This window comes from Rhodoplanes tepidamans (assembly GCF_030813915.1).
Lineage (GTDB): Bacteria > Pseudomonadota > Alphaproteobacteria > Rhizobiales > Xanthobacteraceae > Rhodoplanes > Rhodoplanes tepidamans.
The window spans coordinates 91,548-115,713 of sequence record NZ_JAUSUJ010000022.1; the positions used below are offsets into that span (position 1 = coordinate 91,548).

Annotated in this window: 25 protein-coding genes and 1 tRNA gene; 7 read left to right on the plus strand and 19 right to left on the minus strand. The window is 72.2% G+C overall.

Annotated features, from left to right (window positions below; genetic code table 11):
* Window positions 1–68 precede the first annotated feature (68 nt).
* On the plus strand, window positions 69–245 hold the full coding sequence (locus tag J2S22_RS23065; protein ID WP_272778631.1) for a CsbD family protein: 177 nt from the start codon (window positions 69–71) through the stop codon (window positions 243–245).
* A gap of 188 nt (window positions 246–433) precedes the next feature.
* Here the strand turns inward: J2S22_RS23065 and J2S22_RS23070 are convergent, their stop codons facing one another.
* The 3 genes from J2S22_RS23070 to J2S22_RS23080 all read right to left on the minus strand — a co-directional run bounded on the left by J2S22_RS23070 (window position 434) and on the right by J2S22_RS23080 (window position 2,649).
* Window positions 434–1,129: a glutathione S-transferase family protein gene (locus J2S22_RS23070; RefSeq protein ID WP_272778632.1), complete on the minus strand. Its 696-nt coding sequence runs from the start codon at window positions 1,127–1,129 to the stop codon at window positions 434–436.
* A gap of 51 nt (window positions 1,130–1,180) precedes the next feature.
* Window positions 1,181–2,095, minus strand: a complete 915-nt coding sequence (locus J2S22_RS23075; protein ID WP_272778633.1) for an EamA family transporter — start codon at window positions 2,093–2,095, stop codon at window positions 1,181–1,183.
* A 155-nt stretch (window positions 2,096–2,250) separates the two neighbouring features.
* Window positions 2,251–2,649, minus strand: a complete 399-nt coding sequence (locus J2S22_RS23080) for a rhodanese-like domain-containing protein (RefSeq protein WP_272778634.1) — start codon at window positions 2,647–2,649, stop codon at window positions 2,251–2,253.
* A 100-nt stretch (window positions 2,650–2,749) separates the two neighbouring features.
* Between J2S22_RS23080 and J2S22_RS23085 the strand changes: the two genes are divergently transcribed.
* Window positions 2,750–3,436, plus strand: a complete 687-nt coding sequence (locus tag J2S22_RS23085; RefSeq protein ID WP_272778655.1) for a DUF599 domain-containing protein — start codon at window positions 2,750–2,752, stop codon at window positions 3,434–3,436.
* Window positions 3,437–3,442: 6 nt separating this feature from the next.
* Here J2S22_RS23085 and J2S22_RS23090 read toward each other — a convergent pair whose 3' ends face one another.
* The 9 genes from J2S22_RS23090 to mgtE form a co-directional block, all read right to left on the minus strand.
* Window positions 3,443–4,243 (minus strand): YdcF family protein, encoded by an 801-nt coding sequence (locus J2S22_RS23090; protein ID WP_272778635.1) that lies wholly within the window; start codon window positions 4,241–4,243, stop codon window positions 3,443–3,445.
* Window positions 4,244–4,305: 62 nt separating this feature from the next.
* The gene (locus tag J2S22_RS23095; RefSeq protein WP_272778636.1) at window positions 4,306–5,007 is read right to left on the minus strand and encodes a ribonuclease activity regulator RraA; all 702 of its coding nucleotides are present in this window, start codon (window positions 5,005–5,007) and stop codon (window positions 4,306–4,308) included.
* Window positions 5,008–5,143: 136 nt separating this feature from the next.
* Window positions 5,144–5,710 (minus strand): VUT family protein, encoded by a 567-nt coding sequence (locus J2S22_RS23100; protein ID WP_272778637.1) that lies wholly within the window; start codon window positions 5,708–5,710, stop codon window positions 5,144–5,146.
* Window positions 5,710–6,417, minus strand: a complete 708-nt coding sequence (gene queC / locus J2S22_RS23105; protein ID WP_272778638.1) for a 7-cyano-7-deazaguanine synthase QueC — start codon at window positions 6,415–6,417, stop codon at window positions 5,710–5,712. The genes J2S22_RS23100 and queC overlap by 1 nt, the downstream gene beginning before the upstream one ends.
* Window positions 6,414–7,019 (minus strand): hypothetical protein, encoded by a 606-nt coding sequence (locus J2S22_RS23110; protein ID WP_272778639.1) that lies wholly within the window; start codon window positions 7,017–7,019, stop codon window positions 6,414–6,416. Before J2S22_RS23110 ends, queC begins: the two co-directional genes overlap by 4 nt.
* A gap of 140 nt (window positions 7,020–7,159) precedes the next feature.
* Complete coding sequence (locus J2S22_RS23115) at window positions 7,160–7,978, minus strand: aldo/keto reductase (protein ID WP_272778640.1); 819 nt, start codon at window positions 7,976–7,978, stop codon at window positions 7,160–7,162.
* A 77-nt stretch (window positions 7,979–8,055) separates the two neighbouring features.
* Entirely contained in the window at window positions 8,056–8,877 is an 822-nt protein-coding gene (locus tag J2S22_RS23120; RefSeq protein ID WP_272778641.1) for an aldo/keto reductase, read from the minus strand.
* Window positions 8,878–9,046: 169 nt separating this feature from the next.
* Entirely contained in the window at window positions 9,047–11,218 is a 2,172-nt protein-coding gene (locus J2S22_RS23125; RefSeq protein WP_272778642.1) for a putative bifunctional diguanylate cyclase/phosphodiesterase, read from the minus strand.
* Between the two features lie 237 nt (window positions 11,219–11,455).
* On the minus strand, window positions 11,456–12,862 hold the full coding sequence (mgtE, locus tag J2S22_RS23130) for a magnesium transporter (protein ID WP_272778643.1): 1,407 nt from the start codon (window positions 12,860–12,862) through the stop codon (window positions 11,456–11,458).
* Window positions 12,863–13,073: 211 nt separating this feature from the next.
* Here mgtE and J2S22_RS23135 point away from each other — a divergent pair, with 211 nt between their 5' ends.
* The 4 genes from J2S22_RS23135 (at window position 13,074) to J2S22_RS23150 (ending at window position 16,996) form a co-directional block, all read left to right on the plus strand.
* Window positions 13,074–13,865, plus strand: a complete 792-nt coding sequence (locus J2S22_RS23135; RefSeq protein WP_272778656.1) for a polysaccharide deacetylase family protein — start codon at window positions 13,074–13,076, stop codon at window positions 13,863–13,865.
* A 160-nt stretch (window positions 13,866–14,025) separates the two neighbouring features.
* The gene (locus tag J2S22_RS23140) at window positions 14,026–15,450 is read left to right on the plus strand and encodes a polysaccharide deacetylase family protein (RefSeq protein WP_284701689.1); all 1,425 of its coding nucleotides are present in this window, start codon (window positions 14,026–14,028) and stop codon (window positions 15,448–15,450) included.
* 477 nt (window positions 15,451–15,927) lie between these two features.
* Window positions 15,928–16,671, plus strand: coding sequence for a hypothetical protein (locus J2S22_RS23145; RefSeq protein ID WP_272778644.1), 744 nt, complete (start codon window positions 15,928–15,930; stop codon window positions 16,669–16,671).
* A 240-nt stretch (window positions 16,672–16,911) separates the two neighbouring features.
* Window positions 16,912–16,996 (plus strand) — tRNA-Leu (locus tag J2S22_RS23150).
* 249 nt (window positions 16,997–17,245) lie between these two features.
* Here the strand turns inward: J2S22_RS23150 and J2S22_RS23155 are convergent.
* Window positions 17,246–17,488: a FliM/FliN family flagellar motor switch protein gene (locus J2S22_RS23155; protein ID WP_272778645.1), complete on the minus strand. Its 243-nt coding sequence runs from the start codon at window positions 17,486–17,488 to the stop codon at window positions 17,246–17,248.
* 68 nt (window positions 17,489–17,556) lie between these two features.
* Here J2S22_RS23155 and lipB point away from each other — a divergent pair, with 68 nt between their 5' ends.
* Window positions 17,557–18,327, plus strand: coding sequence for a lipoyl(octanoyl) transferase LipB (lipB, locus tag J2S22_RS23160; protein WP_370878244.1), 771 nt, complete (start codon window positions 17,557–17,559; stop codon window positions 18,325–18,327).
* A gap of 9 nt (window positions 18,328–18,336) precedes the next feature.
* Here the strand turns inward: lipB and J2S22_RS23165 are convergent, their stop codons facing one another.
* From J2S22_RS23165 to J2S22_RS23190, 6 genes are all read right to left on the minus strand, one after another.
* Window positions 18,337–18,645 carry an acylphosphatase gene (locus J2S22_RS23165; RefSeq protein ID WP_272778647.1) on the minus strand — a complete coding sequence of 103 codons (309 nt, stop codon included), beginning with the start codon at window positions 18,643–18,645 and terminating at the stop codon, window positions 18,337–18,339.
* Window positions 18,642–19,109: a gamma-glutamylcyclotransferase family protein gene (locus J2S22_RS23170; protein WP_272778648.1), complete on the minus strand. Its 468-nt coding sequence runs from the start codon at window positions 19,107–19,109 to the stop codon at window positions 18,642–18,644. The genes J2S22_RS23165 and J2S22_RS23170 overlap by 4 nt, the downstream gene beginning before the upstream one ends.
* 91 nt (window positions 19,110–19,200) lie before the next feature.
* Window positions 19,201–20,301, minus strand: a complete 1,101-nt coding sequence (locus tag J2S22_RS23175; RefSeq protein ID WP_272778649.1) for a DUF2336 domain-containing protein — start codon at window positions 20,299–20,301, stop codon at window positions 19,201–19,203.
* Between the two features lie 264 nt (window positions 20,302–20,565).
* Window positions 20,566–21,414 (minus strand): SDR family oxidoreductase, encoded by an 849-nt coding sequence (locus J2S22_RS23180; protein ID WP_272778650.1) that lies wholly within the window; start codon window positions 21,412–21,414, stop codon window positions 20,566–20,568.
* Window positions 21,415–21,531: 117 nt separating this feature from the next.
* Complete coding sequence (locus J2S22_RS23185; protein WP_272778651.1) at window positions 21,532–22,617, minus strand: hypothetical protein; 1,086 nt, start codon at window positions 22,615–22,617, stop codon at window positions 21,532–21,534.
* A gap of 242 nt (window positions 22,618–22,859) precedes the next feature.
* Window positions 22,860–24,077, minus strand: a complete 1,218-nt coding sequence (locus tag J2S22_RS23190; protein WP_272778652.1) for a CoA transferase — start codon at window positions 24,075–24,077, stop codon at window positions 22,860–22,862.
* Window positions 24,078–24,166: the final 89 nt, after the last annotated feature.

Sequence of the window (24,166 nt, forward strand, 5' to 3'; positions counted from 1 at the left end):
CCCGGGAGACGGGTTCGTCGGAACCCGTCGCACGGTCCATCGTTGTCCCCGGAAACAGGAGGACTACGATGGACAAGGACCGTATCGAAGGCTCGGTGGATCAGGCCAAGGGCTCCGTGAAGGAAGGCGCCGGAAAGCTGACCGGCGACAAGAAGCTCGAGGCGGAAGGCAAGGCCGACAAGGCGTCCGGCAAGGTGCAGAACGCCGTGGGCGGGGCGAAGGATACGCTGCGCGGAGACAAGTGAGCGCGGCCCCGTCCGTGCCTGCGCAGCGGGCCGCCGTTGCACAGACGGCGCCCTGATGGAGGGTCCGGCACCGTGCCGGGCTCTCCATTTTTTTTATGCTCGCGAGTCTCCTGGTCCGCCCGCTCTTCCCGCGCCCCGCGCCGGGAGACGCGCCGGGCCGGGACTCGCGTCGCCCGCCCGTCGGCGCGTCAGGCTGACAGGCGCGGCGCCGAGAGGCGCGGCACCGCCGGCCAGTCGAGCTCGGCACTCGGATGCACCCACGGCTCGCGCAGCGCCGCGTCGCGCCAGGCGATCCAGGCGGGCAGCGCCGCCACCGCATCCATGTAGGCCCGCGCCTCCGGTCCGACAGGAACCGCGTAGGTGAAGAAGCGCGAGACCACCGGCGCGTACATGGCGTCCGCCGCCCCGAAGGCGCCGAACAGGAACGGCCCGCCCGCGCCGAAGCGCTTGCGGCAGTCGCGCCAGATCGCCTCGATGCGGGCGACGTCGTGCTTCACCTCGTCGCCGAGCGCCGTCGGCTGCGGCGGGCGCGACATGTTCATCGGCAGCGCCTTGCGCAGCGCCGCGAAGCCGGCATGCATCTCGGTCGCCACGGCGCGGGCCTGGGCCCGGGCCACCCGGTCGGCCGGCCACAGCTTCGCCTCCGGGCACTTGTCGGCCACGTACTCGATGATGGCGAGCGATTCCCACACCCGCACGTCGCCGTCGATCAGCACCGGCACCTTGCCGGTGCCGGAATGGGCCCCGACCGTCGCCTTGAAGTCGGGATCGTCGAGCGGCACCACGGTCTCCTCGAACGGGATGCCGGCGACCGTCATGGCGATCCACGGACGGAACGACCACGACGAGTAGTTCTTGTTGCCGATCACGAGATGCAGGGTCATTCGACTCTCCTGTCACGCCCGCAGACGCGCCGGCGTGCCGGGCCAGGATGATCAGGACGGCGGCGGCCGGCAAGCGGGCTCTCGCCGCACGGCCGCCAGCACGCGGGCGACCAGCTGCGGCCACGGCAGCACGACGATGACGAGCCCGGCCAGGATGCAGGCCATGCCGGCGGCGCGCAGCGGCCCGAACCTCTCGCCGAAGATCAGCGCCACCGCGACCACGCCGGTGCACGGCGACAGCAGCGCGAAGGGCGCGACCGCGGCGCTGGGATAGCGCTGCATCAGGTGCCCCCAGATGCCGAAGGCGAGCGTCGTCGCCAGCGTGCCGAGAAACACCACGGCGACGAGGCTGCCGATCGAGGCATGCGTCACGGCGGCGACCAGCGAGGCGTCGTGGTCGAGCAGCAGCGAGGCCGCATAGGCCGGGATCGGCGGCACCAGGCTGCACCACACCATCAGCGGGCCCATGGCGACGCCGCGCGGCGTCTTGCGCAGCAGGATCGAGCCGGTCGCCCAGCTCATCGCGGCGAGCATCGCCAGGGCGAGCGCCACCGGCGGCAGGTCGGCCCCGACGGTCAGGCCGATCAGCACCAGGCCCGTGAAGGCGACGACGAGGCCGATCCCCTGCCGGCGGGTCGGATACTCGCGCAGCACCACGGCGGCGATCAGCACGGCGAAGAAGGCGTGCATCTGGGTCGTCACCGAGGCGAGGCCGGGCGGCAGCCCAGCGGCGAGCGCGAAGAACAGGAGCAGGAACTGGCCGGTGAGCAGCGTCGCGCCGACCGCCAGGATGGTCCGCCACGGCGCCGGCCGCGACACGAACACCACCGGCAGGCAGGCGAGCAGGAAGCGCAGCACCGCCATCTGCGAGGCCGTGAAGCTCTCCAGGGCGATCGGATACGCGACGTAGGTGAAACCCCAGATCACGTTCGCGAGCGCCGCCAGCGCCATGTCGCGAACCTTCATGTCGTCCAGCTCCCGTCCGGGGCCCATCGCCGCCGGTCACGGCGCGGTTCTACGCCGCGGCGCGGCCGCGCGGCACGCCCGTTCCGGGATGGCGGTCCTGCGGAGACGGGGGAACGGGGGGCCCGCCCCCCACCCGGAATGACGGAATGACGGACCTACACCTTGATCTCGATCGGGCCGCCGGCCTTCTTCCAGGCGCCGAAGCCGCCGCCCACATGGGCGACCGGGGCGAGGCCCATGCGCTTGGCGGTCAGGGTGGCGAGCGCCGAGCGGGCACCGGCGGCGCAGAAGAACACGTACTTCTTGTCCTGGGCGAAGACCGGCTTGTGGTACGGGCTCGCCGGGTCGATCCAGAACTCCAGCATGCCGCGCGGGCAGTGGAAGGCGCCCGGCACCCGGCCCTCGCGGTCGAGCTCGCGGATATCGCGCAGATCGACGAAGATCACGCCGGGGTCGCCGTGCAGGCCGATCGCCCCATCGACCGGCAGGGTCTCGATCTCCCGCTCGGCCTCGGCTACCAGATCGGCAACGTGCTTCGTGATGGTCTGCGACATGTCGTTCTCCTTCGGCCGGCACCGCACCGCCGCCGACGGGGCGACGGTGTCCGGACCGACTCGGGGCGGCATTCTGGCCGGCGCAAGGGGTTTGGCAATGCTGTCGTTCGATCCGCTCGACCTCGTCGCGATCGGCATCTTCGTCGTCGCCTGGGCGAGCTACGCCATCACGATGGAATGGACCCGGTTCGGCCGCGGCGCCCTCAACTCCCAGATGGACGAGATCCGGGCGATCTGGATGCGCCGGATGCTGCGGCGCGAGTCGCGCATCGTCGACGCCCAGATCATGGCGGCGCTGCAGAACGGCGCCGCCTTCTTCGCATCGACCTCGCTGCTCGCCATCGGCGCCGCGCTGACGCTGGTGCGCTCGACCGACCAGGTGGTCTCGGTGCTCTCGACCCTGCCGCTGTCGCTGCCGACGGCACGCGAGCTGTGGGAGGCGAAGGCGGTCGGGCTGGTGGTGATCTTCGTCTACACCTTCTACAAGTTCGCGTGGTCGTACCGGCTGTTCAACTACGTGGCGATCATGCTGGGGGCGACGCCGCCGGCCGCCGAGCAGGGCAGCGAGGAGGCCGAGCGCCACATCCGCCGCACCACGCGGCTGTTCCGCTCCGCCGGCCTGCATTTCAACCGCGGCCAGCGCGCCCTGTTCTTCGCCCTCGCCTATCTGGGCTGGTTCGTCGGCCCCTGGGTGCTGATCGCCGCGACGGTCGCCGTGGTCCTGGTCGTCTGGCATCGCCAGTACGCCTCGGATTCCCTGCGCGCGCTGCGCGACGAGCCGGACTGACCCCGCTCAGCGGCCGGCCGGCGCCGGGAACAGCGCATCGGTGCGACCGGTCAGCCGGTAGACCAAGAGGCCGACCCATTCGCGCACGGCCGTGTCGGTGCGGCGAAGGCCGTCGCCGATCGACGGGAACGGCCGCAGCGCGTCCTGTGGCCCGCGGGTGCGGAAGTCGACCGGATACGGCACCACCGGAAAGCCCGCCGCGCGGAAGACGCCGACGGCGCGCGGCATGTGATAGGCCGAGGTGACGAGCAGCCAGCGCTCGCCCGGCTGCGGCCGCGCGATCGCCTTGGAGAACACCGCGTTCTCGACCGTGTTGCGGGAGCGGTCCTCGGCGATCAGCCGCTCGCGCGCCACGCCGAGATCGGCGAGCAGGCGCAGCGCGACGACCGACTCGTTGCCCTCCGGCAGCAGGAAGGCGGCGTCGCCGCCCGAATGGACGATCTTCGCGTCCGGATACTGCCGCGCCAGCACGGCCGCGGCGGTGAGCCGCTCGGCGGCCTCGTTGAGCATGACGGAGCTGCGGGCCCCCGACACCTCGGGCGTGATGCTGCCGCCGAGCACGACGATCCCGGCGATCGCGCCGTCCGGCTCGACCGCCGGGAAGCGCTCCTCCAGCGGGATCAGCAGCGCGTTGCCGAGCGGCGACCAGCCGAGCAGCGCGACCAGCACCAGGCTCGCCGCGGCGAGCCGCGCCCCGGCGCACCGCCAGCGGGTCGCCAGCAGCGCGACGCCGAGGAGGCCGAGCACCACCACGACATTGGACGGCAGCGCGAAGAAGCCGAGCAGCTTGGACAGCGGAAAGAACATGGCGCGGCTCCCCTGCCCCGTGCGTGGCCCGATCCGCTCCGGGCCTTCGACGCCGCCCCGGCTCAGCCCCGGCTCTGCCGCCAGGCGGCGTAGCGGGCCTTGGCCTCGTCGTCGGGCGGATAGAGGCCGGGCAGCGGCACGCCGCGCTCCACTTCGGTGAAGACCCAGCTCTCGTAGAGCTCGTGCTCGGCGCCCTCGTGGGCGACGAACTCGACGAGGTCCTTGGGGATCACCACGGCGCCGTCCTCGTCGGCGACGATCACGTCGTCCGGGAAGATCGCGACGCCGCCGCAGCCGATCGGCTCCTGCCAGTTGACGAAGGTGAGGCCGTTGACCGAGGCCGGCGCGGCGACGCCGGCGCACCACACCGGCAGGCCGCTCGCCAGCACGCCGGCGCGGTCCCGCATCACGCCGTCCGTCACCAGCGCCGTGACGTTCCGCTTCTTCATCCGGGCACACAGGATGTCGCCGAAGATGCCGGCCGAGGTGATGCCCATGGCGTCGGCGACGACGATGCAGTTCTCCGGCATCGCCTCGATGGCGCCGCGGGTCGAGATCGGCTTCGACCAGCTCTCCGGGGTCGCCAGATCCTCGCGCGCCGGCACGAAGCGCAGCGTGAAGGCGGGGCCGACGAGGCGCGCGCCGCCCGCCACCAGCGGCTTCGGCCCGGCCATCCAGCAGCGCCGGATTCCCTTCTTGAGCAGCATCGTGGTGACGGTGGCGGTGGTCACCTTCTCGAGGAGATCGTAGAGCGCCGCGGACATGGGGTTTTCCACCTCGTTGGGGGTCATTCCGGGGCGCCGCGCAGCGGCGAACCCGGAATCCAGACACGAACATCGAGCCCGCCGCTGGATTCCGGGTTCGCGCCTGCGGCGCGCCCCGGAATGACGGCCGAGGGACCTAGGCCGCCACGAGCCCCAGGCGCTCGTCGCGCCGGCGCAGCCACACCACGAACGGGATCGACAGCAGCACCATCCAGGCCTTGCCGACCACCTGGCCGGCCAGGAAGTCGAGCGAGCCGAAGGCGAGCCACAGGAACAGCAGCGAGTCGACCACCAGGCCGACGGTCCCGGAGGCGATCACGGCCGTCACCATGCGGCGGCGCGCCAGCGGCGTGTAGACGGCGAGATCCGCCATCTCGGAGACCAGGAAGGCGGCGGCCGAGGCGATCACCAGGGCGGGCGGCGCCAGGACGGCGGACAGCAGCGCGCCGATCAGCACGGCGACGGCCGAGGCCAGCACGCCGAGCCGGCGCTGGACGAGGTCGCGCAGCACCAGGGCGACGCCGACCATCAGCACGCCCGACGGCGCCGCGAGGCCCGGCAGCACCGGGACGAGGCACGGGCCGTTCGGCACGCAGGTCGTGCCGGCATGCTGGATCAGCCAGTTGGCGAGCGGAATCGTCAGAGTGAAAAGCGCAAGGAAAACGAGGCCTTCCGTGCGGCGGCGAAGATCGGGGGTAAACATCAGCGGCGAGACTTCCATGTCGAGAACCCCTCGGCCCGCAGCCGGCAGGCCGGGCACGCGCCGCAGCCATAGCCCCAGGGGTGGCGGACCGAGCGGTCGCCCACATAGCAGGTGTGGGTCTCTTCGAGAAGCAGCTCCACGAACGCCGCCCCGCCGAGCTCGTCGGCGAGCGCGAAGGTCTCGGCCTTGTCGATCCACATCAGCGGCGTGTGGACCACGAAGCGGCGCTGCATGCCGAGATTGAGGGCGAGCTGCATCGCCTTGATGGTGTCGTCGCGGCAGTCCGGATAGCCCGAGTAATCGGTCTCGCACATGCCGGCGACGAGGTGGCGGGCGCCGCGTCGGTAGGCCAGTGCGCCCGCGAAGGTGAGGAAGACGAGGTTACGGCCCGGCACGAAGGTGGTCGGCAGCCCGTCCTCGGCGACCTCGATCGCCACGTTGCGGGTGAGCGCGGTTTCCGAGACGGCGCCGAGCCCGTCGAGCGGGACCAGATGGTCGGGCCCGAGCCGTTCGCCCCAGCCGGCGTCGAGGGCGGCCATCTTCAGCCGCACCCGCGGCCGCACCTGCAGCTCGACGGCGTGGCGCTGGCCGTAGGCGAAGCCCACCGTCTCGACACGGGAGAAGCGCGACAGCGCCCAGGCGAGGCAGACGGTCGAGTCCTGGCCGCCGGAGAACAGGACCAGGGCGGTCTCGTCGCGCCGGGTCATCGGGCCGCCGCCGGCTCGGCGGGGACGCGCCCGGCACGGGTCCGTCCGGTGCGGTCCCGCCCGCCCTGCCCGTGTCCGCCCTGCCCGTGTCCGGCCGGCGCAGGCGCGGTCCGGGTGCGCAGAATCTGGCGGGCCCGCGCCTTCTCGGCCGGCCGGCCGGAGGCGAGCGCCTCGTCGAGGCGGCGCTGCACCTCCGCGGCGAGCGCCGGGTCGCCGGCCGCCAGCGCCGCGAAGGCATCGAGTGCCTCGACCCGGACGACGACGCTGTCGTCGGCGAGCCAGCCATGGACGATGTCGAGGGCGGCAGCGCGGTCGTGCGGCTCCAGCGCCAGCCGCGGCAGCATGCGGGCGAGATGCCATTTCAGCTCGGGATCGGCGGCGTCCTCGGCACAGACGATCAGCCGCTGCTCGTGATCGCGCAGCAGCTCGGGCGCGAGCGCCGAGGCCTTCTCCAGCGCGTCGGCGGCCCGCATGCGCACGCCGCGGTCGAGATCGAACAGGAGAATCACCAGCTCGCCGGAGCGGACCGGCTCCGCCGCGAGCTCGTCGGCCACAGCATCGGCGGCCCCCACGGTCCGGCGGTCGCCGACCGCCAGTCGCATCCGCCATTCGTCCCGGGCCGCCGTCGTCCGGCGGCTCCGGCCCGGCCGGCGCGCCGGCCCGGTTCCGTGTTTCGGTCTCACGCGGTCACCCGTCTGATCCGGCCTCTTCGATCGACCCGGCGGCCCGCCTTGTCAACCGGTCAGTCCCACTTGGGTGCCCCGCTCCAGTCGACGATGCGGCCGCCCGGCCGGGCGAGGCCGCGGATCGCCGCCATCTCGGCGTCGCTCAGGACGAAATCGAAGATCTCGAGGTTCTCGGTGAGCAGATCGAGCCGCGCCGCCCGGGGGATCGGGACGCCGCCCTCCTGGACGATGAAGCGCAGGCTCACCTGGGCCGGGCTCTTGCCGTGGGCCGCCGCGACCGCGCGCATCACCTGCTCGGAGAACACCGCGCCGCGCGCCATCGGGCTGAACGCCGTCACCGCCATGCCGTGGCGCCGGCAGGCCTCGACGACCTTGGTCTGGTCGAGATGCGGGTGCCATTCGATCTGATTGACGACCAGCGGCTCGGTGGCGTGCTTCACGGCCTCGTCGAGCAGCGCCACCGTGAAGTTGGACACGCCGACATGCCGGGCGAAGCCGACCTTCTTCATCTTGCACAGCGCCCCGATCGTCTCGGAGAGCGGGATGCGCGGATTCGGCCAGTGGATCAGCAGGAGGTCGACCTCGGACAGGCGCAGCCGCGCCAGGCTCGCCTTGGTGGCCCGCTCGAGCTCGTGCGGGGCGAGATGATCAGGCCAGATCTTGGTGGTGACGAACACCTCGGACCGGCGCAGGCCGGACCCGCGGATGCCGTCGCCGACCTCGCGCTCGTTCTCGTAGACCTCGGCGGTGTCGACCAGCTTGTAGCCGGCCCGCAGGGCCTGCTCGACCGTGCGGGCGCAGCTGCGCCCCTTGAGACCCCAGGTGCCGAGGCCGATCGCCGGAATGGTGGCGCCGTTGGCGGTGACGTAGTCCATGCCGTTCTCTCTTCGCGCGCCCCCTCGGGACACACCGGTCCGACACGAGTGTAACCGCCAATGGTTACCGGTTCGGATCAGGTGTCCCAGCGCGGCGCGTGCGGCGGGCTGACGAGGCGGCCGTCCGGACGGCGCAGCGCGGCGATCTCGCCCATCTCCTCGTCCGTCAAGGTGAAGTCGAACACCGCGAGGTTCTCCGGCAGCCGGGCGACGTTGCCGGTGCGCGGGATGGCGACCAGCCCCTGCTGCACCAGCCAGCGCAGCGCCACCTGGGAGGCGGTCTTGCGGTGGGCGGCGCCGATGCGCTGCAGCACCGGGTCGGACGGCACGCCGCCGCGGGCGAGCGGGCAATAGGCCGTCACCGACAGCCCGTGCCGCCGGCAGGTCTCGATCAGCCGCCGCTGGTCGATATAGGGGTGCACCTCGATCTGGTTCGTCACCAGCGGCACGGTCGCGAGCCGAACCGCCTCCTCGACCATGGCAGCGGTGAAGTTGGCGACGCCGACGTGGCGGGCGCGCCCGTCGGCCGCCACCCGGCACAGCGCGCCGACCGTGTCGGCGAGCGGCACGGCGGCGTTCGGCCAGTGGATCAACAGCAGATCGACGAACGGCAGGTCGAGCTTCCGCAGGCTCTCGTCGAAGGTGCGCTCGACGTCCGCAGGCGCCAGATTGCTGTGCCAGACCTTGGTGGTGAGGAAGACGTCCGCGCGCGGAATGCCGGAGGCCTTCAGGCCCTGCCCCACCTCGGCCTCGTTGCCGTACATCTGCGCCGTGTCGAGATGGCGGTAGCCGAGCCCGAGCGCGGCCGACACGATCTCGACGCACGTGTCGCCCTTGAGCGTCATGGTCCCGAGCCCGATGGCCGGAATCCGGGCGCCGTTCGCCTCCACCACCTGCATGCGTCTCTCCCCGAAAAATTTGTCCCGCCTCCTGGTCGTGCGGCCTGCACGACCTCGTGCAGCGCCCGGAGGACGGTGCCGGTCTGGACGGCCGGCGCGCGAGGGTGAGCGGATCGCCGCCGCGACGCAAGCGCCTTCCGGGAAAGCCCGACCGTCCGGCCGGCTCACCTCACGGATCGACGCCGTTGACGAAGTCCTCGCCGTCGTCCGCCGCGGGCGGTCCGGCCAGCACGATGCCGCGGCGGGTCACGTCCAGGAAGGCCGAGGCCGGCATCGGGCGGGCGAACAGATAGCCCTGCATCTCGTCGCAGCCGGCGAGGCGCAGGAGCAGACGCTGCTCCTCGGTCTCGACGCCTTCGGCCAGCACCGAGAGGCCGAGGGCGCGGCCGAGCGCCACGATCGCCTGCAGGATCACGCCGCCATTGGCGGAGCGCCCGAGCGGCGAGACGAACTCCTTGTCGATCTTGAGCTTGTCGATGGGCAGCCGGCGCAGATAGCTGAGGCTGGAATAGCCGGAGCCGAAGTCGTCGAGGGCGATCTTGACGCCGAGCCCGCGCAGCTCCTTGAGGCGCTGCTTGGCCTCCTCGGGATTGTCGATGAGGACGCCCTCGGTGATCTCCAGCACCACCCGGGACGGCTCGATGCCGGAATCGCCGAGCGCCCCGGCGACGGTGCGCACCAGGCCGCGGTCGCGCACCTGGATGGGCGACAGGTTGATGGCGATGAACAGCTCCGGCCAGTCGCGCGCGTCGGCGAGCGCCCGCCGCAGCACGAACTCGCCGAGCTCGATCATCAGACCGGCCTGCTCGGCGACGGCGACGAAGACGCTCGGCGGGATGTTGCCGCGCACCGGATGCTTCCAGCGCACCAGCGCCTCGGCCCCCACCATGCGCAGGCCGTCGCCGGCGACGATCGGCTGGTAGAACACCGACAGGACGCCGTCGGCGAGGGCATGGCGGAGCTCCTGCTCGATGAAGCGGCGCTCGTTGATCTCGTCCTCGAGCCCGTGGTGGAAGGCGAGGATGCGGCCGCGGCCGGCCTTCTTGGCGGAGCGCGCCGCGAGGTCGGCGCGGCGGATCAGCTCGTGGGCGCTCTCGCCGTCGCGCGGCGCCAGCGTGAGCCCGACGCTCGCCGTCACGTGGATGGTCTGGTCGCGGATGTCGAACGGCACGGCGAGCCGGCGGGCGCAGGTGTCGGCGGCCTCGACCGCGGCGGCGCCGTTGCGCACCGTCATCACCACGGCGAACTCGTCGCCGTCGATGCGGCCGATCTCGGCCGCCTCCGGCAGGGCGGCGCGCAGCCGCTCGGAGGCCTCGGCGATCAGCCGGTCGCCGATGTCGTGGCCGAGCACCTCGTTGACCTCCTTGAAGGCGTCGAGGTCGAGGCAGACGAAGGCGACGCTCTCGTCGGGCTTGCGCGCCTTCAGGGCGGCGCCGAGGGCGGCGATGATCTTGCGCCGGTTCGGCATCCCGGTGAGCGGGTCCTCCTGGGCGATCCGGCGCAGCTCGACCTCGATCTGCTCGAGCCCGCCGGCGGCGCGGCGGATCTGATGCAGCGACAGGCCGGCGAAGCCCAGGAACGCCAGCCCGCCGAGCACCGGCAGCAGCCACAGCCAGCTCGGACCGTGCGCCTCCGCGGGCGGGTCCCAGCCGAACCAGCCGACGATGCGGCCGCGCGAATCCGTCTGCGAATGGGTGGGCCCCCGCGTCTGGCCGGGATCGGTCTCGAAGCGCAGGTTCGGCACCCCCGCGGTCTCGCCGACCTCGGCGACGATCGTCTGGTCTAGCGCCGTCGCCAGCACCAGGGTCAGGGCCGCGCTGCCCACCGAAGCCCCGCCGACCGGCGCCAGCGCCGCGACGGCGGGCTGCTGCTCGATCAGCACGATCTCGGTGTGGACCGGGACGGCGCGGTCGACGAGAGCGGCCTCGGCGCGCGAGCGCGTGCGGCCCGCCGCCGGGTCGGTGCGGAATGTTTCGATGATCGAAACGAGAGGCGCCGGAACCTGCCGCGTGTCGGGCGGGAACGCCGCCGCGAGGGTGCCGTCGCGGCGGATCAGATAGGCCCAGCGGTGGCGGAATCGCGGCAGACCGGTCGGTGCCAGGTGCTGCTCGACGTCGACCGGGATGACGTCAGAGGCGCCGGCGGCGGCGATCGCGTGGGCACGGCGCAGCGCCGCGTCGCCGAACACGGTGCGGAACTCGGCGAAGGCCCGGGTGACGCTCGCCCGCGTCCGCTCGATCGCCACGGTCTCGTCCGGCCGCACGACGAGATAGAGCACGGCCGCCACCGAGACGAGGCCGCAGGCGAGCGCCGCCGACAGCGCCAGAAGCGAACTCGACACCGGCCGGGCGGCCCGCGACCAGGCACGCGGCGCCGTTGCGCGCGGCGCATCCGCGGAGCGCTGATCCGAACCCGTCGATCCATTCCGTCCGCTGTTGTCAGCGGGACCCATGAAGCCACCTTCGGCGGTCTTTACGACTCGTCTTGCTAGCAGACGGCGAGTTAAAACTTGGTCAGCATAGCCCGCTTCGGTGGTGTTCGTGCGGCGTTATCTGAAAAGGACCGGCCGGATCCTCCTTCAGTGCAGCCCGAACCACAGGCTCGCGATGCCGAGAAACGCGAAAAAACCGACCACGTCCGTGATGGTGGTGACGAAGACGCCGGACGACACCGCCGGATCGAGCCTGAAGCGGTCGACGACGAGCGGAACGAGTATGCCGCCGAGCGCCGCCGCCACCAGGTTGCAGATCATCGCCAGCCCGATCACGATGCCGAGATCGGCGGTCCTGAACCACGCCGCCGCCGCGACCCCGGTGATCACCGCGAAGGCGAGGCCGTTGACCACGCCGACCAGGAGTTCGCGCAGCACGATCCGCATGGCGTTGCCGTCGTGCAGCTCGCGGGTCGCCAGCGCCCGCACCGCCACCGTCATGGTCTGGGTCGCGGCGTTGCCGCCCTGGCTGGCGACGATCGGGGCGAGCACGGCGAGCGCCACCATCTTCTGCAGCTCGCCCTCGAACAGGCCGAGCACGGACGAGGCCAGGAAGGCGGTGGCGAGATTGACGAGCAGCCAGTTGAAGCGGCCGCGCGCGATCGTCCACACCGAGTCGGACAGCTCCTCGTCGCCGCCGACGCCGCCGAGCGCCTTGATGTCCTTCTCGGCCTCCTCCTCGATCACGTCGACGACGTCGTCGACCGTGACCACGCCGACCAGCCGGTCCTCGTCGTCGACGACCGGCGCCGCGATCAGGTTGTAGCGCTCGAACAGGCGCGCCACCTCCTCCAGGTCGTCGGTGGCGCGGACGCGGCGGCGGCCGGCGTCCATCAGCTCGGAGATGCGGTTCGGCCGGCGGGTGCGCAGGAGCATGTCGAGCGCGACCGTGCCGAGCAGCTTGTAGTCGCCGTCGACCACGTGGATCTCGAAGAAGCGCTCGGGCAGCTCCTCGTCGTCGCGCAGATAGTCGATCGTGTGTCCGACCGTCCAGGACGGCGGCACCGCGACGTATTCGGACTGCATCCTGCGCCCGGCGGAATTTTCCGGGAACTGCAGGCTGCGCTCCAGGGCGCGGCGGTCGAGCGAGGGAAGCTGCTCGAGGATCTCGTCCTGCTCGTCCTTCGGCAGGTCCTCGAGGATGTAGACGGCGTCGTCGGAATCGAGATCCCGGACGCCCTCGGCGACGGCCTGCGGCGGCAGCTCGTCGAGAATCTCCTCGCGGACCGTGTCGTCGACCTCGACCAGCGCGGTGAAATCGAAATCAGCGCCCATCAGGGCGATCAGCCGCGGCCGCAGCTCCGGATCGAGCGCCTCCAGGAGGTCGCCGACGTCCGCCTCGTGCAGATCGCCGACCAGCCGGCGCAGCGTGTCGGCCTCCGCCGCCTCGACGGCATCGCTCACCCGCGCGACGAAGTCGGCGCGCAGCGCGCCGTCCTCGTCGCGCAGCGCGGCGGCCCCCGCCTCGGTGGTCGTCTCGGGCTGGTCCAGCATCACGATTCTCGCGATTGAGCCGCACGCTCGTCGGAGGGGCGACCCGTTCGGCTTTTACGCGCGGGGTCGAGAGGTGGCAAATCCCCCGCGACGCCAGTATGACGGTGCGGCGATCCGCTGCCGCGCCGCGGGTCGCTCCGCCCTGGCGCCGTCGCCGCCGGGTGCGCCGGGAGCCGGGAGCCGGGAGAAACGCTTGATTCGCCACACCTCGATGCTCCTCGCGGCCCTGCTTCTGGCGGTCGCGGCCACTCCGTCGCGAGCGGAGCCCGCCGCGCCGGCCGGGGCCGCCTGCCCGGGCCGCGCCGATGCGCTCGGCACCGCCCGCGTCCTGACCGTCGATCCGGCCGAGACGCCGCGGGTCGGCCGCAAGCATTTCCCCACGACGTTGCCGCTCGCCGACATGGAGGTGGTGCTCACCTTCGACGACGGGCCGCGTCCCGGGCGCACCGACGCGGTGCTCGACGCGCTCCGACGCGAATGCGTGCGGGCGAGCTTCTTCGTGCTCGGCAAGCACGCGCTGGCGCACCCCGCCCTCACCCGCCGCATCGCCGCCGAGGGCCACACGGTGGCCCACCACACGTTCGGGCATCCGCTGCTCGACCGCATGACGCCGGCGGCCGCCGAGCGCGAGATCGACCACGGCTTCGCCGCCGTGGAGAGCGTTCTCCACGGCCGCGCCGGCGAGCGGCCGACGACGCCGTTCTTCCGCTTCCCCGGCTTCGCCACGACGCCCGCCCTGCTCGACCGGCTGCAGCAGCGCGGCATCGTCGTGTTCGGCGCCGACCTGTGGGCGAGCGACTGGAACGACATGACTCCGGGCCAGCAGCTCGACCTGGTGATGGCGCGGCTGGACTCCTCGCGGGGGGGAATTCTGCTCTTCCACGATCCGCGGCTGCAGACCGTCCAGATGCTGCCGGCCTTCCTCAGAGCGTTGAAATCACGCGGGTTCCGGGTCGTCCACGTGGTCCCGCCGCGGCTCCGGACGGCCAGCGCGCCGCCCTGATGCAGCAAAGGCACACGGCCACGATTTCATCATCCGTACACGATATCTTACCGTTTCGCCGGTACCCAATCCCACGTGGCTGTGGGAAAAAAACGTTTGTAGTCCGAGTGATCGGGGGAAGGGGCAGGTCATGCGCCGGTTGCGCGCTGGTGGTCCGTCATTGATCGCATCCTCGGTTGTGCTGTCGCTCCTGGCGGCGGCCGGCATCGTGCCGGCACACGCCGCCGGCCCCGCGGCTGCACCGGCAGCCCGGTGCCCGGGCAATCCGGACGCGCTCGGCACCAGCCGCACCCTCGTGGTCGATCCGATGGAGCATCCCCGCATCGGCGTGATGCAGTATCGCGAGTCGCTGCCGCTCGAGCCGAAGGAGGTGGTGATCACGTTCGACGACGGGCCGATCCCGCCTTACTCGAACCGGGTCCTCGACATCCTGGCGTCGGAATGCGTGAAGGTGACGTACTTCCTCGTCGGCAAGATGGCGCATGCCTATCCGAGCATCGTGCGCCGCATGCAGGCCGAGGGGCACACGATCGGCACGCACAGCAACAGCCATCCCCTCACCTTCCACAAGATGCCGATCGGCCAGGCCGAGGCGGAGATCGAGGGCGGTATCGCCAATGCCGGCGGCGCGCTGGGCGATCGCGCCGCGGTGGCGCCGTTCTTCCGCATCCCCGGCCTGCTGCGGCGCGACGAGGTCGAGCAGGCGCTCATCTCGCGCGGCCTGATGACCTGGAGCGCCGACTTCCCGGCCGACGACTGGAAGCGCATCCCGGCGAACGAGGTGATGAAGCGGGCGCTCGAGCGCATCGAGGCGCGCGGCCGCGGCGTGCTCCTGCTGCACGACATCCAGCCGGCGACCGTGCTGGCCCTGCCCGGCCTGCTCAAGGAGCTGAAGGCGCGCGGCTACAGGATCGTCCACGTGGTGCCGGCGAGCCCCGACCTGCCCAAGACCGCGACCACGCCCGAGCAGTGGATGGGACGCCGCACGGCGAGCGCCGGCCGCAACGGCGGCTCCTGGCCGTCGCCGCGCTTCACCATCGAGATGCTGCTCGCCGACCCGATCCTGCCGACCTACGACCCGCAGAGCATCGGCGTGATCGACGCGCTCGGCCCGTCGCCCGTCCTGGCCCGCTCGCGCGTGCGCAGCTTCCGGACGCGTGGCGGCGCCGTGCCGCTGCCGCCCGTGCCGGTGTGGCCGCGCGGGACCGACGACGGGGCGGCCGGCCGCGCCGCGACCGAGCCGTCCGTCCTGCCGGTCCCGAGCATGGGCAGCTTCGGCCACGACCAGGACTTCGCGCCGGCGAGCCCGGTGCTCGGCACCGCCGGCCATGCCGCGCTGCTGCCGCCCGTGCCGGTGTTCGGCCCCGGCGAGGCGCGTCCGCCGGCCGGCCCGCGCGTCGCCGCGCTGAAGCCGCAGCCGACCCCGCGGGCCCCGGCGACCGCGCCGGCCGCCGCCCCGGTCTCGCTCGCCCCCACGGCTCCGACCCCGGTCCCGGCCGCGGCGGAGCCGACCGGCACGGTGCGCGGCCTGCTCGGCCGCTGGCCGTTCTCCACCTCGAGCCTGCCGCGCTCCGGGATTCCGTGAGCCACGCGGCGCCGGGCGCCGGTTGCGACGACACCCTCGAATGGCCGGGCCGGATCCCGGCCATTTCCATGTCCGGCCGACGGATCCCGCCGCGGGCCGGTGCGGGCGCGCGGCGCTCGCGCGCTTCGCTCGACTTTTCGAGTTATTCGACCGTTACGTGAAACTCCTTCTTCTACATGGAAACAATTTTTAACAGGACGTGACCGCAGAACGCAGAATCGTCGGATTCTGGTCAAGAAACGAACGTGCCCGGAGTCAGAACTCTGCGCCGAGCCACGTCGTCGCCGAGCCGATGACCGTTCGCTCGTCTCGCCAATGCTGACCGACGAATCCCATGGTCGGCATCAACAACAACGTTCGACTTGGTGCCGACCGGCCCAGCTCTCCGCCGAGACCATCGCCGCTGCGACGCCGCGCCTGCGCGGGCCGTCGGCGGCCGGCGCGGAGCCGCCGCTACGCCCATCATCGAGGCCCTGAATGACGAAGTTCTGGAGTACCGCGCTCGTCGCCGCCGTCGTCGTCGCGCTGCCGGCCGCCGCCATGGCCCGTCCCCATAAGGCGCGCAGCCATTCGGTCCACGCCCATTCCTCCCATGCCCACGACGCCCGCCACCCTGCGGCCGGCCGCCATGCCGCCAAGGCGACCCGCCACAGGGCACACCGCCACGTCCGCGCGCGGACGCACCAGGCGGCGACGCGGGCCGAGCGGCGCGCCTTCGCCCGCGCCCGGGCGATGCAGGCCTACGCCTATGCGCCGGCGGTCGCGCCGAACGGCTCGACCGGACCCGAGATCCAGACGGCACCCGGCTTCGAGGGGATGCCGGCCCCGGCGGTCCACCGCGCCGACGGGGCGCGGACGCCGCGCCTGGGCGGCATCGTCGCCCCGCTCGCCCAGAAGGCGGCTGAGATCTCGGCGGCCTGCGGGGCGCGGGTGATCAGCGGCGTGCGCCACACCCGGGTCGCCGGCACCGGACGGATGTCGCTGCACGCCTCGGGCCGCGCCATCGACATGCGCGGCAATCCGGGCTGCATCTACCGGATGCTGCAGGGCTGGGCCGGCGGCTACACCACCGACTACGGCCGCGCTGGCCACGTCCACATCAGCTGGGGCGGCAGCGAGCACGGCCTGCGCTTCGCCCATGGCGGCGGACGCTCCCGCCATGCCCACAAGGCCAGCGGCCGCGCCCGCTGGGCCGGCCGCAGCGGCGGCCGCCGCGGCTGAGGCCCGCCCGACCGAAGCCGGACCGGACGCCCGCGCCGGACCTCCATCGAATCGCCCGGCCGGCGCGGCCGGGCGATTCTCCGCCGGCCCCGGATCCGGCCCGCCGCCGGCCCGCATCGCAGCCGTGAATTCCCGTTTTTCGGGGGTTCGCCGGTCTTGTCCCGGCATCATCGATTTGTTACACCCTCGCCGTCGCCTCGATGCCCGCGCCGTCACCGGCCGGCATTGATACTTCCTGATGCGGTCGTGGCGGAACTGGTAGACGCGCTAGCTTGAGGTGCTAGTGGGGCGACCCGTGGAGGTTCGAGTCCTCTCGACCGCACCATTCCTCGCCGCCGGCTTCATGGCCGGCTTCAACAGGGCGAGAGAAGCTTCTGAACAATCGAAGAGATCAGAGCTTGCCCCGCAGGGCCCGACCGACATCGCGCCGGTCGTCGGACGCATGCCTCCGACGTCGCGCGCGGGGACGTCGCGCGCGGAGGCGAGCGTTGGATCGGGCGTGGCTGTCCTGAAGGGGCGAGATGCGCCGCGACCGAGGTCGCGGGCGATCCGTCGCGGGGACGGACTGGGCGGCCTATCTGTACTCGGGCGCGCGCGGCAGCATGCGGCGGACCTCGACCCCGATCCGGCTGCCCGAGACCACCACGGCGCCCTCGGCGACGGGGTGGTTGTTGACCAGGATCTTGACGGAGTCGTTCTCCTTGCTGTCCAGCTCGATGATGGCGCCGCGGCCGAGCCGCAGCACCTGGTGGACCGGCATCACGGTCGACCCCAGAACCACCGCGATATCGAGCGAGACCGTGTCGAGCGTGGCCACCGCGAAAAATCCCCCTGCGCCTTCCCCGGCGCAGACAACACCACAGGTATGGTTAGCAGGTGATTAACATCGCCCTCCCCGCGGCCCCCGTCACCGATCCCCCCGCCGACGCGCCTGCCGTCGCCGCCGCGGCGCTCGCGCCGGTCGAATGGCGCATCTCCGATGCGCCGGTCGACTATCCCGCCGCGCTCGCCGCCATGGAGGCGCGGGTCGCCGCCATCGCGGCCGGCACGGCGCCCGAGCTGGTCTGGCTACTGGAGCATCCGCCGCTCTACACGGCCGGCACCAGCGCGCGGGCCGCCGACCTGCTGGACAGCCGCTTCCCGGTGTATCCGGCCGGGCGCGGCGGCCAGTTCACCTATCACGGGCCGGGGCAGCGGGTGGCCTATGTGATGCTCGATCTGCGCCGGCGGAAGCCCGACGTGCGCTGGTTCGTGGCGTCGCTGGAGGCGTGGATCGTCGGCACCCTCGCCCGCCTCAACATCCGCGGCGAGACCCGCGACGGCCGGGTCGGCGTCTGGGTGGCGCGGCCGGAGCGCGGCGACGGCCGCGAGGACAAGATCGCCGCCATCGGGGTGCGGCTGAAGCGCTGGGTGAGCCTGCACGGCATCAGCCTCAACGTCGACCCCGACCTATCGCATTTCGGCGGCATCGTGCCGTGCGGCATCGCCGATCCGCGCTACGGCGTCACCAGCCTGTGGGACCTCGGCCATCTGGTCGAGATGCCGGAGGTCGACACGCTGCTGAAGGCCGAATTCGAGACGGTGTTCGGCCCGGTCCGCCCCCTGCCCGGCGCGCCGCCCGAGATGTCCGCGCCGGCGCGCGATTTCGGCGACTGACGGCCGATCTCACATCGTCGACAGCACCGAGAACAGCTCGCCCGGGCGGCGCTGCTCGAGCCAGCGGGGGCTCGCCGCATCGACGGCGATGTCGTCGACGCGGGCCCGGAACGGACCGCGCCGGCAGGCGGCGACGAAGTCGTCGACCAGCCCCGGCGGCCCGGCGACCAGGATCTCGACCGCGCCGCCGACCCGGTTGCGCACCCAGCCCTCCAGGCCGCGGCGGGTCGCCTCGCCCTCGGCCCAGCCGCGATAGCCGACGCCCTGGACGCGGCCGCGCACCAGCAGGAGCCGGACGACGGTCGCCGCGCCGCTCACGCGATCTCCCCGATCTCGCGCGGCCGCGCGCCGGTGAAGCCCGTCGGGGCGATGCGGGCGAGCGCCGCCACATAGGGCTCCGGCAGGCCGACCTCGCGGGCCGCCCCCACCACCAGCGCCATGTAGCCGGGCCGTGGCCGTCCGGCGCGGCGCGAGCGCGCGACGTAGACGAGCGCGCGGCAGTGACGGCCGCCCGCCGCCCGCACCGTCATGGCGACGGCGCGGTAGAGGCCGACATCGGTGCGCTCGTAGGCGTTCAGGGCGGCGCGGTCGCGCGGCGCGAGGCGCCACAGGACGCCCTCGATGCGGCCGCCGGCGGCCGGCACCAGGGTGGCGTAGCCGTCGTCGTTGATCAGCAGGCGGACGCCGGGCAGGACGGCCCGCCCGATCTCCTGCGCGGTGGGGCAGCGCCGCCGCATCAGCGCGCGGCTCATGTTGGATCCGTAGGCGAAATAGAGCGTCATGGCAGCGGAAGGGTCGACACGTCTGGCCGGCCGGAGGCGGCCGCCGGGCCGCTCCTTCTACCACAGGCCTGCTCGGCCGCCGCATGCGGCGTCACAGCATGCGCTGGAAGTCGGCCTTGGAGATCGCCTTGCACGACTTGACGAAGCGCAGCACCCGGTTGGCCGTCTCGGCGGTGAGGGCGACGTAGCGCTCGAACGCCTTGCGGGTCTCGGCCTCGCTCTCGATGTTGCCGACCGTCGCCAGCACGCGCTTCACGTCCGGCCAGCCGAGCGCGACCGACTTGCACAGGATCAGCAGCCCGTCGGTGGCGCCCTGGCGCATCACGTTCTTGACGGTCGGCACCGGCAGCTTGCTGAGCGCCGCCAGCGCCTCGATGGTCTCGGTGCGCTTGCCGGCGCGGGCGAGATCGCCGATCTTGGACTTCAGCTTCTCGGCGTCGAGATGCAGCACGGTGCCGGGCGAGTAGCTCGTGTCCTTGTCGAGCTGGGCGCGCTCGCGCGCCACCTCGGTGGCGATGTCGGCGAGGGTGCGGGTGATGCGCACCCGCATCTCGGAATCGGCGTTCTTGAGGAGCCGGTTCTTCACCACCTCGGTCGCCTTGCGCAGCAGGTGCTGGAAGACGTCGGGCGGAATGTCGGCGCGGGCGACGAACAGCTCGGCGAGGCGCCCGTCGGACTGCGCCTTCTCGGCGACCTTCATGAAGCCCGGCCGCGAGAAGCGGGCGCCGTGATTGCCCGTGACCTTGAGCGTGACCTCATCGTCGCCGTGCTCGACCAGCACGTCGGTGACCCGCTCGGTCAGGCTCTCGCGGCCCGCGATGGCGGCGAGATGCGCCTGGCTCTTGGTGCGGGCGAGCTCGATCAGGAACTCGTCGGAGAGGATCTTCGAGCGCTCGAGCAGCGGCCGGGCGATCTCGATGTCGTCGTCCTCGGCGAGCCGATGGACGGTCCGGATCGGCGCGCTGGGCGACGGCGCGAGCTGCTTCGACAGCCGGATCAGCGCGCTGCGCTCGATCGTGTCGATCAGGTGGCACATCACGTCGTCGAACACCGCGACATGGTCCTCGGTGTAGGACTCGACGTTCATCAGGAACAGGTCGCTGACGCGACGCAGGATGTCGGCACGCTGCACGCTCGAGCCGCTGCTCAGCGTCCGCTCCAGCTCGTCGATCAGTGACGGAACGCTTACCATGCCCGTTTACGCAAACCCGCGACGTCCACCCGTCGCCAGTACATCGTGCACGTCTGAAGGCACGGTTAATGACCGCAGCCCCGGAGACGCCGCGACGGCGGGCCGGCGCTCCGGCCGGGCGGTGCCGGAGATTGTTTCGCCTTCGTGTCCGGGCGTTTCCACACGCGGCCGCACGGAGCTACGACGTCACGCCTAATCCCGATCGTGCTCAACGGCGCCTTAACCGGCCCCGGTCAGGCGACGGAGACGGGCCGCGGACGACCCTCACGACTCGACCGGCGTGCCGCCGTTGGGGTGGATCACCTGGCCGGTGATGTAGCCGGCGTCCCGGCTCGCCAGGAACACGTAGCAGCTCGCCACCTCGTTGGGCTGGCCGACACGGCCGAGCGGCACCGAGCCGCCGTGCTTCGCCACCTTCTCGGGCTCGAACGACGCCGGGATCAGTGGCGTCCAGATCGGCCCCGGCGCCACCGCGTTGACGCGGATCTGCTTCTCGGCGAGCGCCTGCGCCATCGAACGCGTGAAGGACACGATGGCGCCCTTGGTCGCGGCGTAGTCGATCAGCGTCTTGTGGCCCTTGTAGGCCGTCACCGAGGTGGTGTTGACGATCGCGGCGCCCTCGCCGAGATGCTTCAGCGCCTCCTTGGTGAGGAAGAACATGCCGAAGATGTTGGTGCGGAAGGTGCGCTCGATCTGGACCGGATCGATCGCGGCGAAGTCCTCGATCTCGTGCTGCTCGGCCGCGTTGTTGACCAGGATGTCGAGCCGGCCGAGCTCCTGCACGGTCTTTTCCACCGCATGGCGGCAGAAGCCCGGATCGCCGATGTCGCCCGCGATCGTGAGGCAGCGCCGCCCCTCGGCCTCGACGGCGCGCGCCGTCTCGGCGGCGTCCTCGTGCTCGTCCAGATAGGCGATGGCGACGTCGGCCCCCTCGTTGGCCATGGCGACCGCCACGGCGCGGCCGATGCCGCTGTCGCCGCCGGAGATCAGCGCCACCCGGCCTTCGAGCCGGCCGACGCCCGGGAACAGCGGCGCGTAGTCGGGCCGCGGCGTCATCTCGGCCTCGCGGCCGGGCTGGCGGTCCTGCTTCTGGGCGGGCTGCTGCTGGCTCATCACGGTCTCCGGTCGGCGCGCCCCGGCGCGGCTCCACCGGGCGAACGCCGCCGCCGCGCGGCCGGTTCCGCCGCCCTGCGGCGCCCGCCGGGCTGCTGGCCGGGCCGCCGGACGACGCTACCGGGCCGCCGGACCAGTCCGGGCGAACAGCGCCCGCAGCAGTGCCTTGAACAGGGCCGAGCGCGACCGCTCCAGCCGCGCGAGCCGCCAGCGCAGCTCGCCGGCCTCGGCGATCAGGGCGTTGATGGTGTCGCCGCGCATGCCGGTCCGTTCCGCGATGTCGGCGAGCGCCGCGGTGCCGTCGCGGCTCGCCGCCTCGACGAGGGCGAGCAGCGGCGGCTCGCCGTAGCGCTCGCCCTCCGGCGCGACGATCGAGGCGTAGCGGGTGCCGAAATGCTCGATGCCGAGGAACCACGGGTCGGGGGCGGCCGGCTTGTAGAGGCCGAACACCTTGCCGGGCGCCAGCGTCGCGGCGCTGACCAGCGGATCGCCCCAGGAGGCGTCGCGGTCGTAGAACGAAGGCTGCGCCATCCAGTGGGCGAGCTGCGCGGCGGTGACGGCGAAGCAGCCGGCATGCGGATTGCCGGGCAGCCGGAAGCCCTTGGCCTGCCCGTTCCAGGTGCCGGTCAGGGCGGGGGCGAGGCCGGGCCGCCGGAACGGCGCCAGCCCCTCGCGCGACAGCTTCCCGTCGATCGCCACCTTGGCGGGCGTGCCGGTCCAGCCCATCTCGTAGCGCACCGGCAGCAGCACGCTCGTCGGCCCGAACGTCTCGGCGAACCAGGCGATCTTGTCGAAGAAGGCCGGGTCGTCGACGATCAGGTCGTCCTCCATGTAGGCGTAGACGTCGTAGGCCCCGGCGCGCTCGCGCATGATCCGCTGCGCCTCGAAGGCGAGCATCATCGGCTCGACGTCGGCGGGCTCGACCGTGAAGGACGGCGGTGCGAGGCCGACATAGTCGAGCAGATTGGCGCCCGGCTGGGTGACGATCACGACGTCGAGGGCGTGGGCGGCGCCGCCCTGCCCCTGCGGATCGTCCGGATCGAGCGACGCGCGGCGCGGCCCGACATGCCGGTGCAGCGCGACGAGCTGGGCGTTGAGGGCGGCGATCTTGGCGAAGGGGGCGCGGCCGCTGCCGAGCCCGCCGACCAGGTCGGCGCCCTCCCGGTGGCGGAAATAATGCGCGACGACGACGAGGATTCGCATGGCGGCCGCACCATGGCGAGGGCGGGACGCGATGGCAACGGGGGGCCGAGGCGAGGAACTGTTTCACCTCCCCCTGGAGGGGGCTCGTGTCCCGGGCGCGGCGCGACGCGCCGCGAACCGGGACCCAGGGCGATCAGGCGACGTGACTGTCGGATGCTCCCACGTGCCGCCCCTGGGCCCCGGCTCTGCGGCGCGTCCGGCCTGCGGCCCGACGCGCCTTGTCCGGGGCACGCGACCGTGCCCTACCCCTTCGGCCCGGCGACGATGTGATGGTCGTGCAGCCAGGCGATCTCGTGGTCGGGGTAGCCGATCTCGGCGAGGATCTCGTCGGTGTGCTCGCCGAGCCGCGAGGCGCGGCGCGGCGGCTCGCGGTCGAGCGCCGAGAAGTCGAACGGCGTGCCCGGCACCAGATACTCGCCGATGCCCGGCTGATCGAGCCGCGAGAACATGGGATTCGCGGTCGAGCAGTCCGGATCCTCCTCGATCACCTGGCGGAACGAGCGGAACACCGACCAGGTGACGCCGTGCTCGTCGAGCGCGGCGGCGAAGTCCTCGACGCAGCGCTCGCGGAACCAGGGCGCCAGGATCTCGGTGATCTCCTTGCGGGCCTTGAAGCGGTCGCCCTCGCGCGACAGCCGCAGGCCGAGCCGCACGCCGAGATCGTCGAACTCCTCGTGCAGTCCCGTCGTGTGCCGCAGCCCGTCCCACTGGCGGTTGGTGAGCGCGACGATCATCACGCGGCGGCCGTCGGCGGTCTCGAAGTCCTGGCCGTAGGCGCCGTAGAGGGCGTTGCCGTAGCGCGGCCGGTCGAAGCCGTTGACCTGCACCTCGCCGATGATGCCGAGATGGCCGAGCGTGGCGAGCGCGACGTCCTTGAGGGCGAGCTCGACGAGCTGGCCCTGGCCGGTGATGCGGCGGTGGCGCTCCGCCGCCATCAGGCCGAGCGCCGCCTTCTGGCCGGTGATCAGGTCCCAGGCCGGCAGCACGTGGCAGACCGGGTCCTGCGAGCCCTCCGGCCCGGTGGCGGAGGGAAAGCCGACCGCCGGATTGACCGTGTAGTCGACCGCCGGGCCGCCGTGCCGGTCGCCGAGCAGCGAGACCATGATCAGGTCCTCGCGGTGCTTCCTCAGGGACTCGTAGTCCATCCAGCCGCGCACCCGCAGATTGGTCAGGAACATGCCGCGGTCCGGTCCCGGCTCGCAGATCAGCCGGGTGACGATCTCCTGGCCGCGCGGCGTCGCCATGTCGACGGCGAGCGAGCGCTTGCCCTTGTTGAGGCCCGCCCAGAACAGGCTGTGGTTGTCCCTGGTGACCGGCCAGCGGTGATAGTCGAGGCCGCCGCGGATGCGGTCGAACCGGATCACGTCGGCGCCGAGCTGGGCCAGCGTCATGCCGGCGAACGGCACCGCCACGAACGCCGACCCTTCGACGACCCGCATTCCTTCCAGCACCTTGACCATGGCGTTTCCCCGCTTGAACTCGTACGAACACCCGCTCGGACCCTCTCCCGAGGGGAGAGGGTCGGGCGCGAGCGCAGCTCGCGACCGGG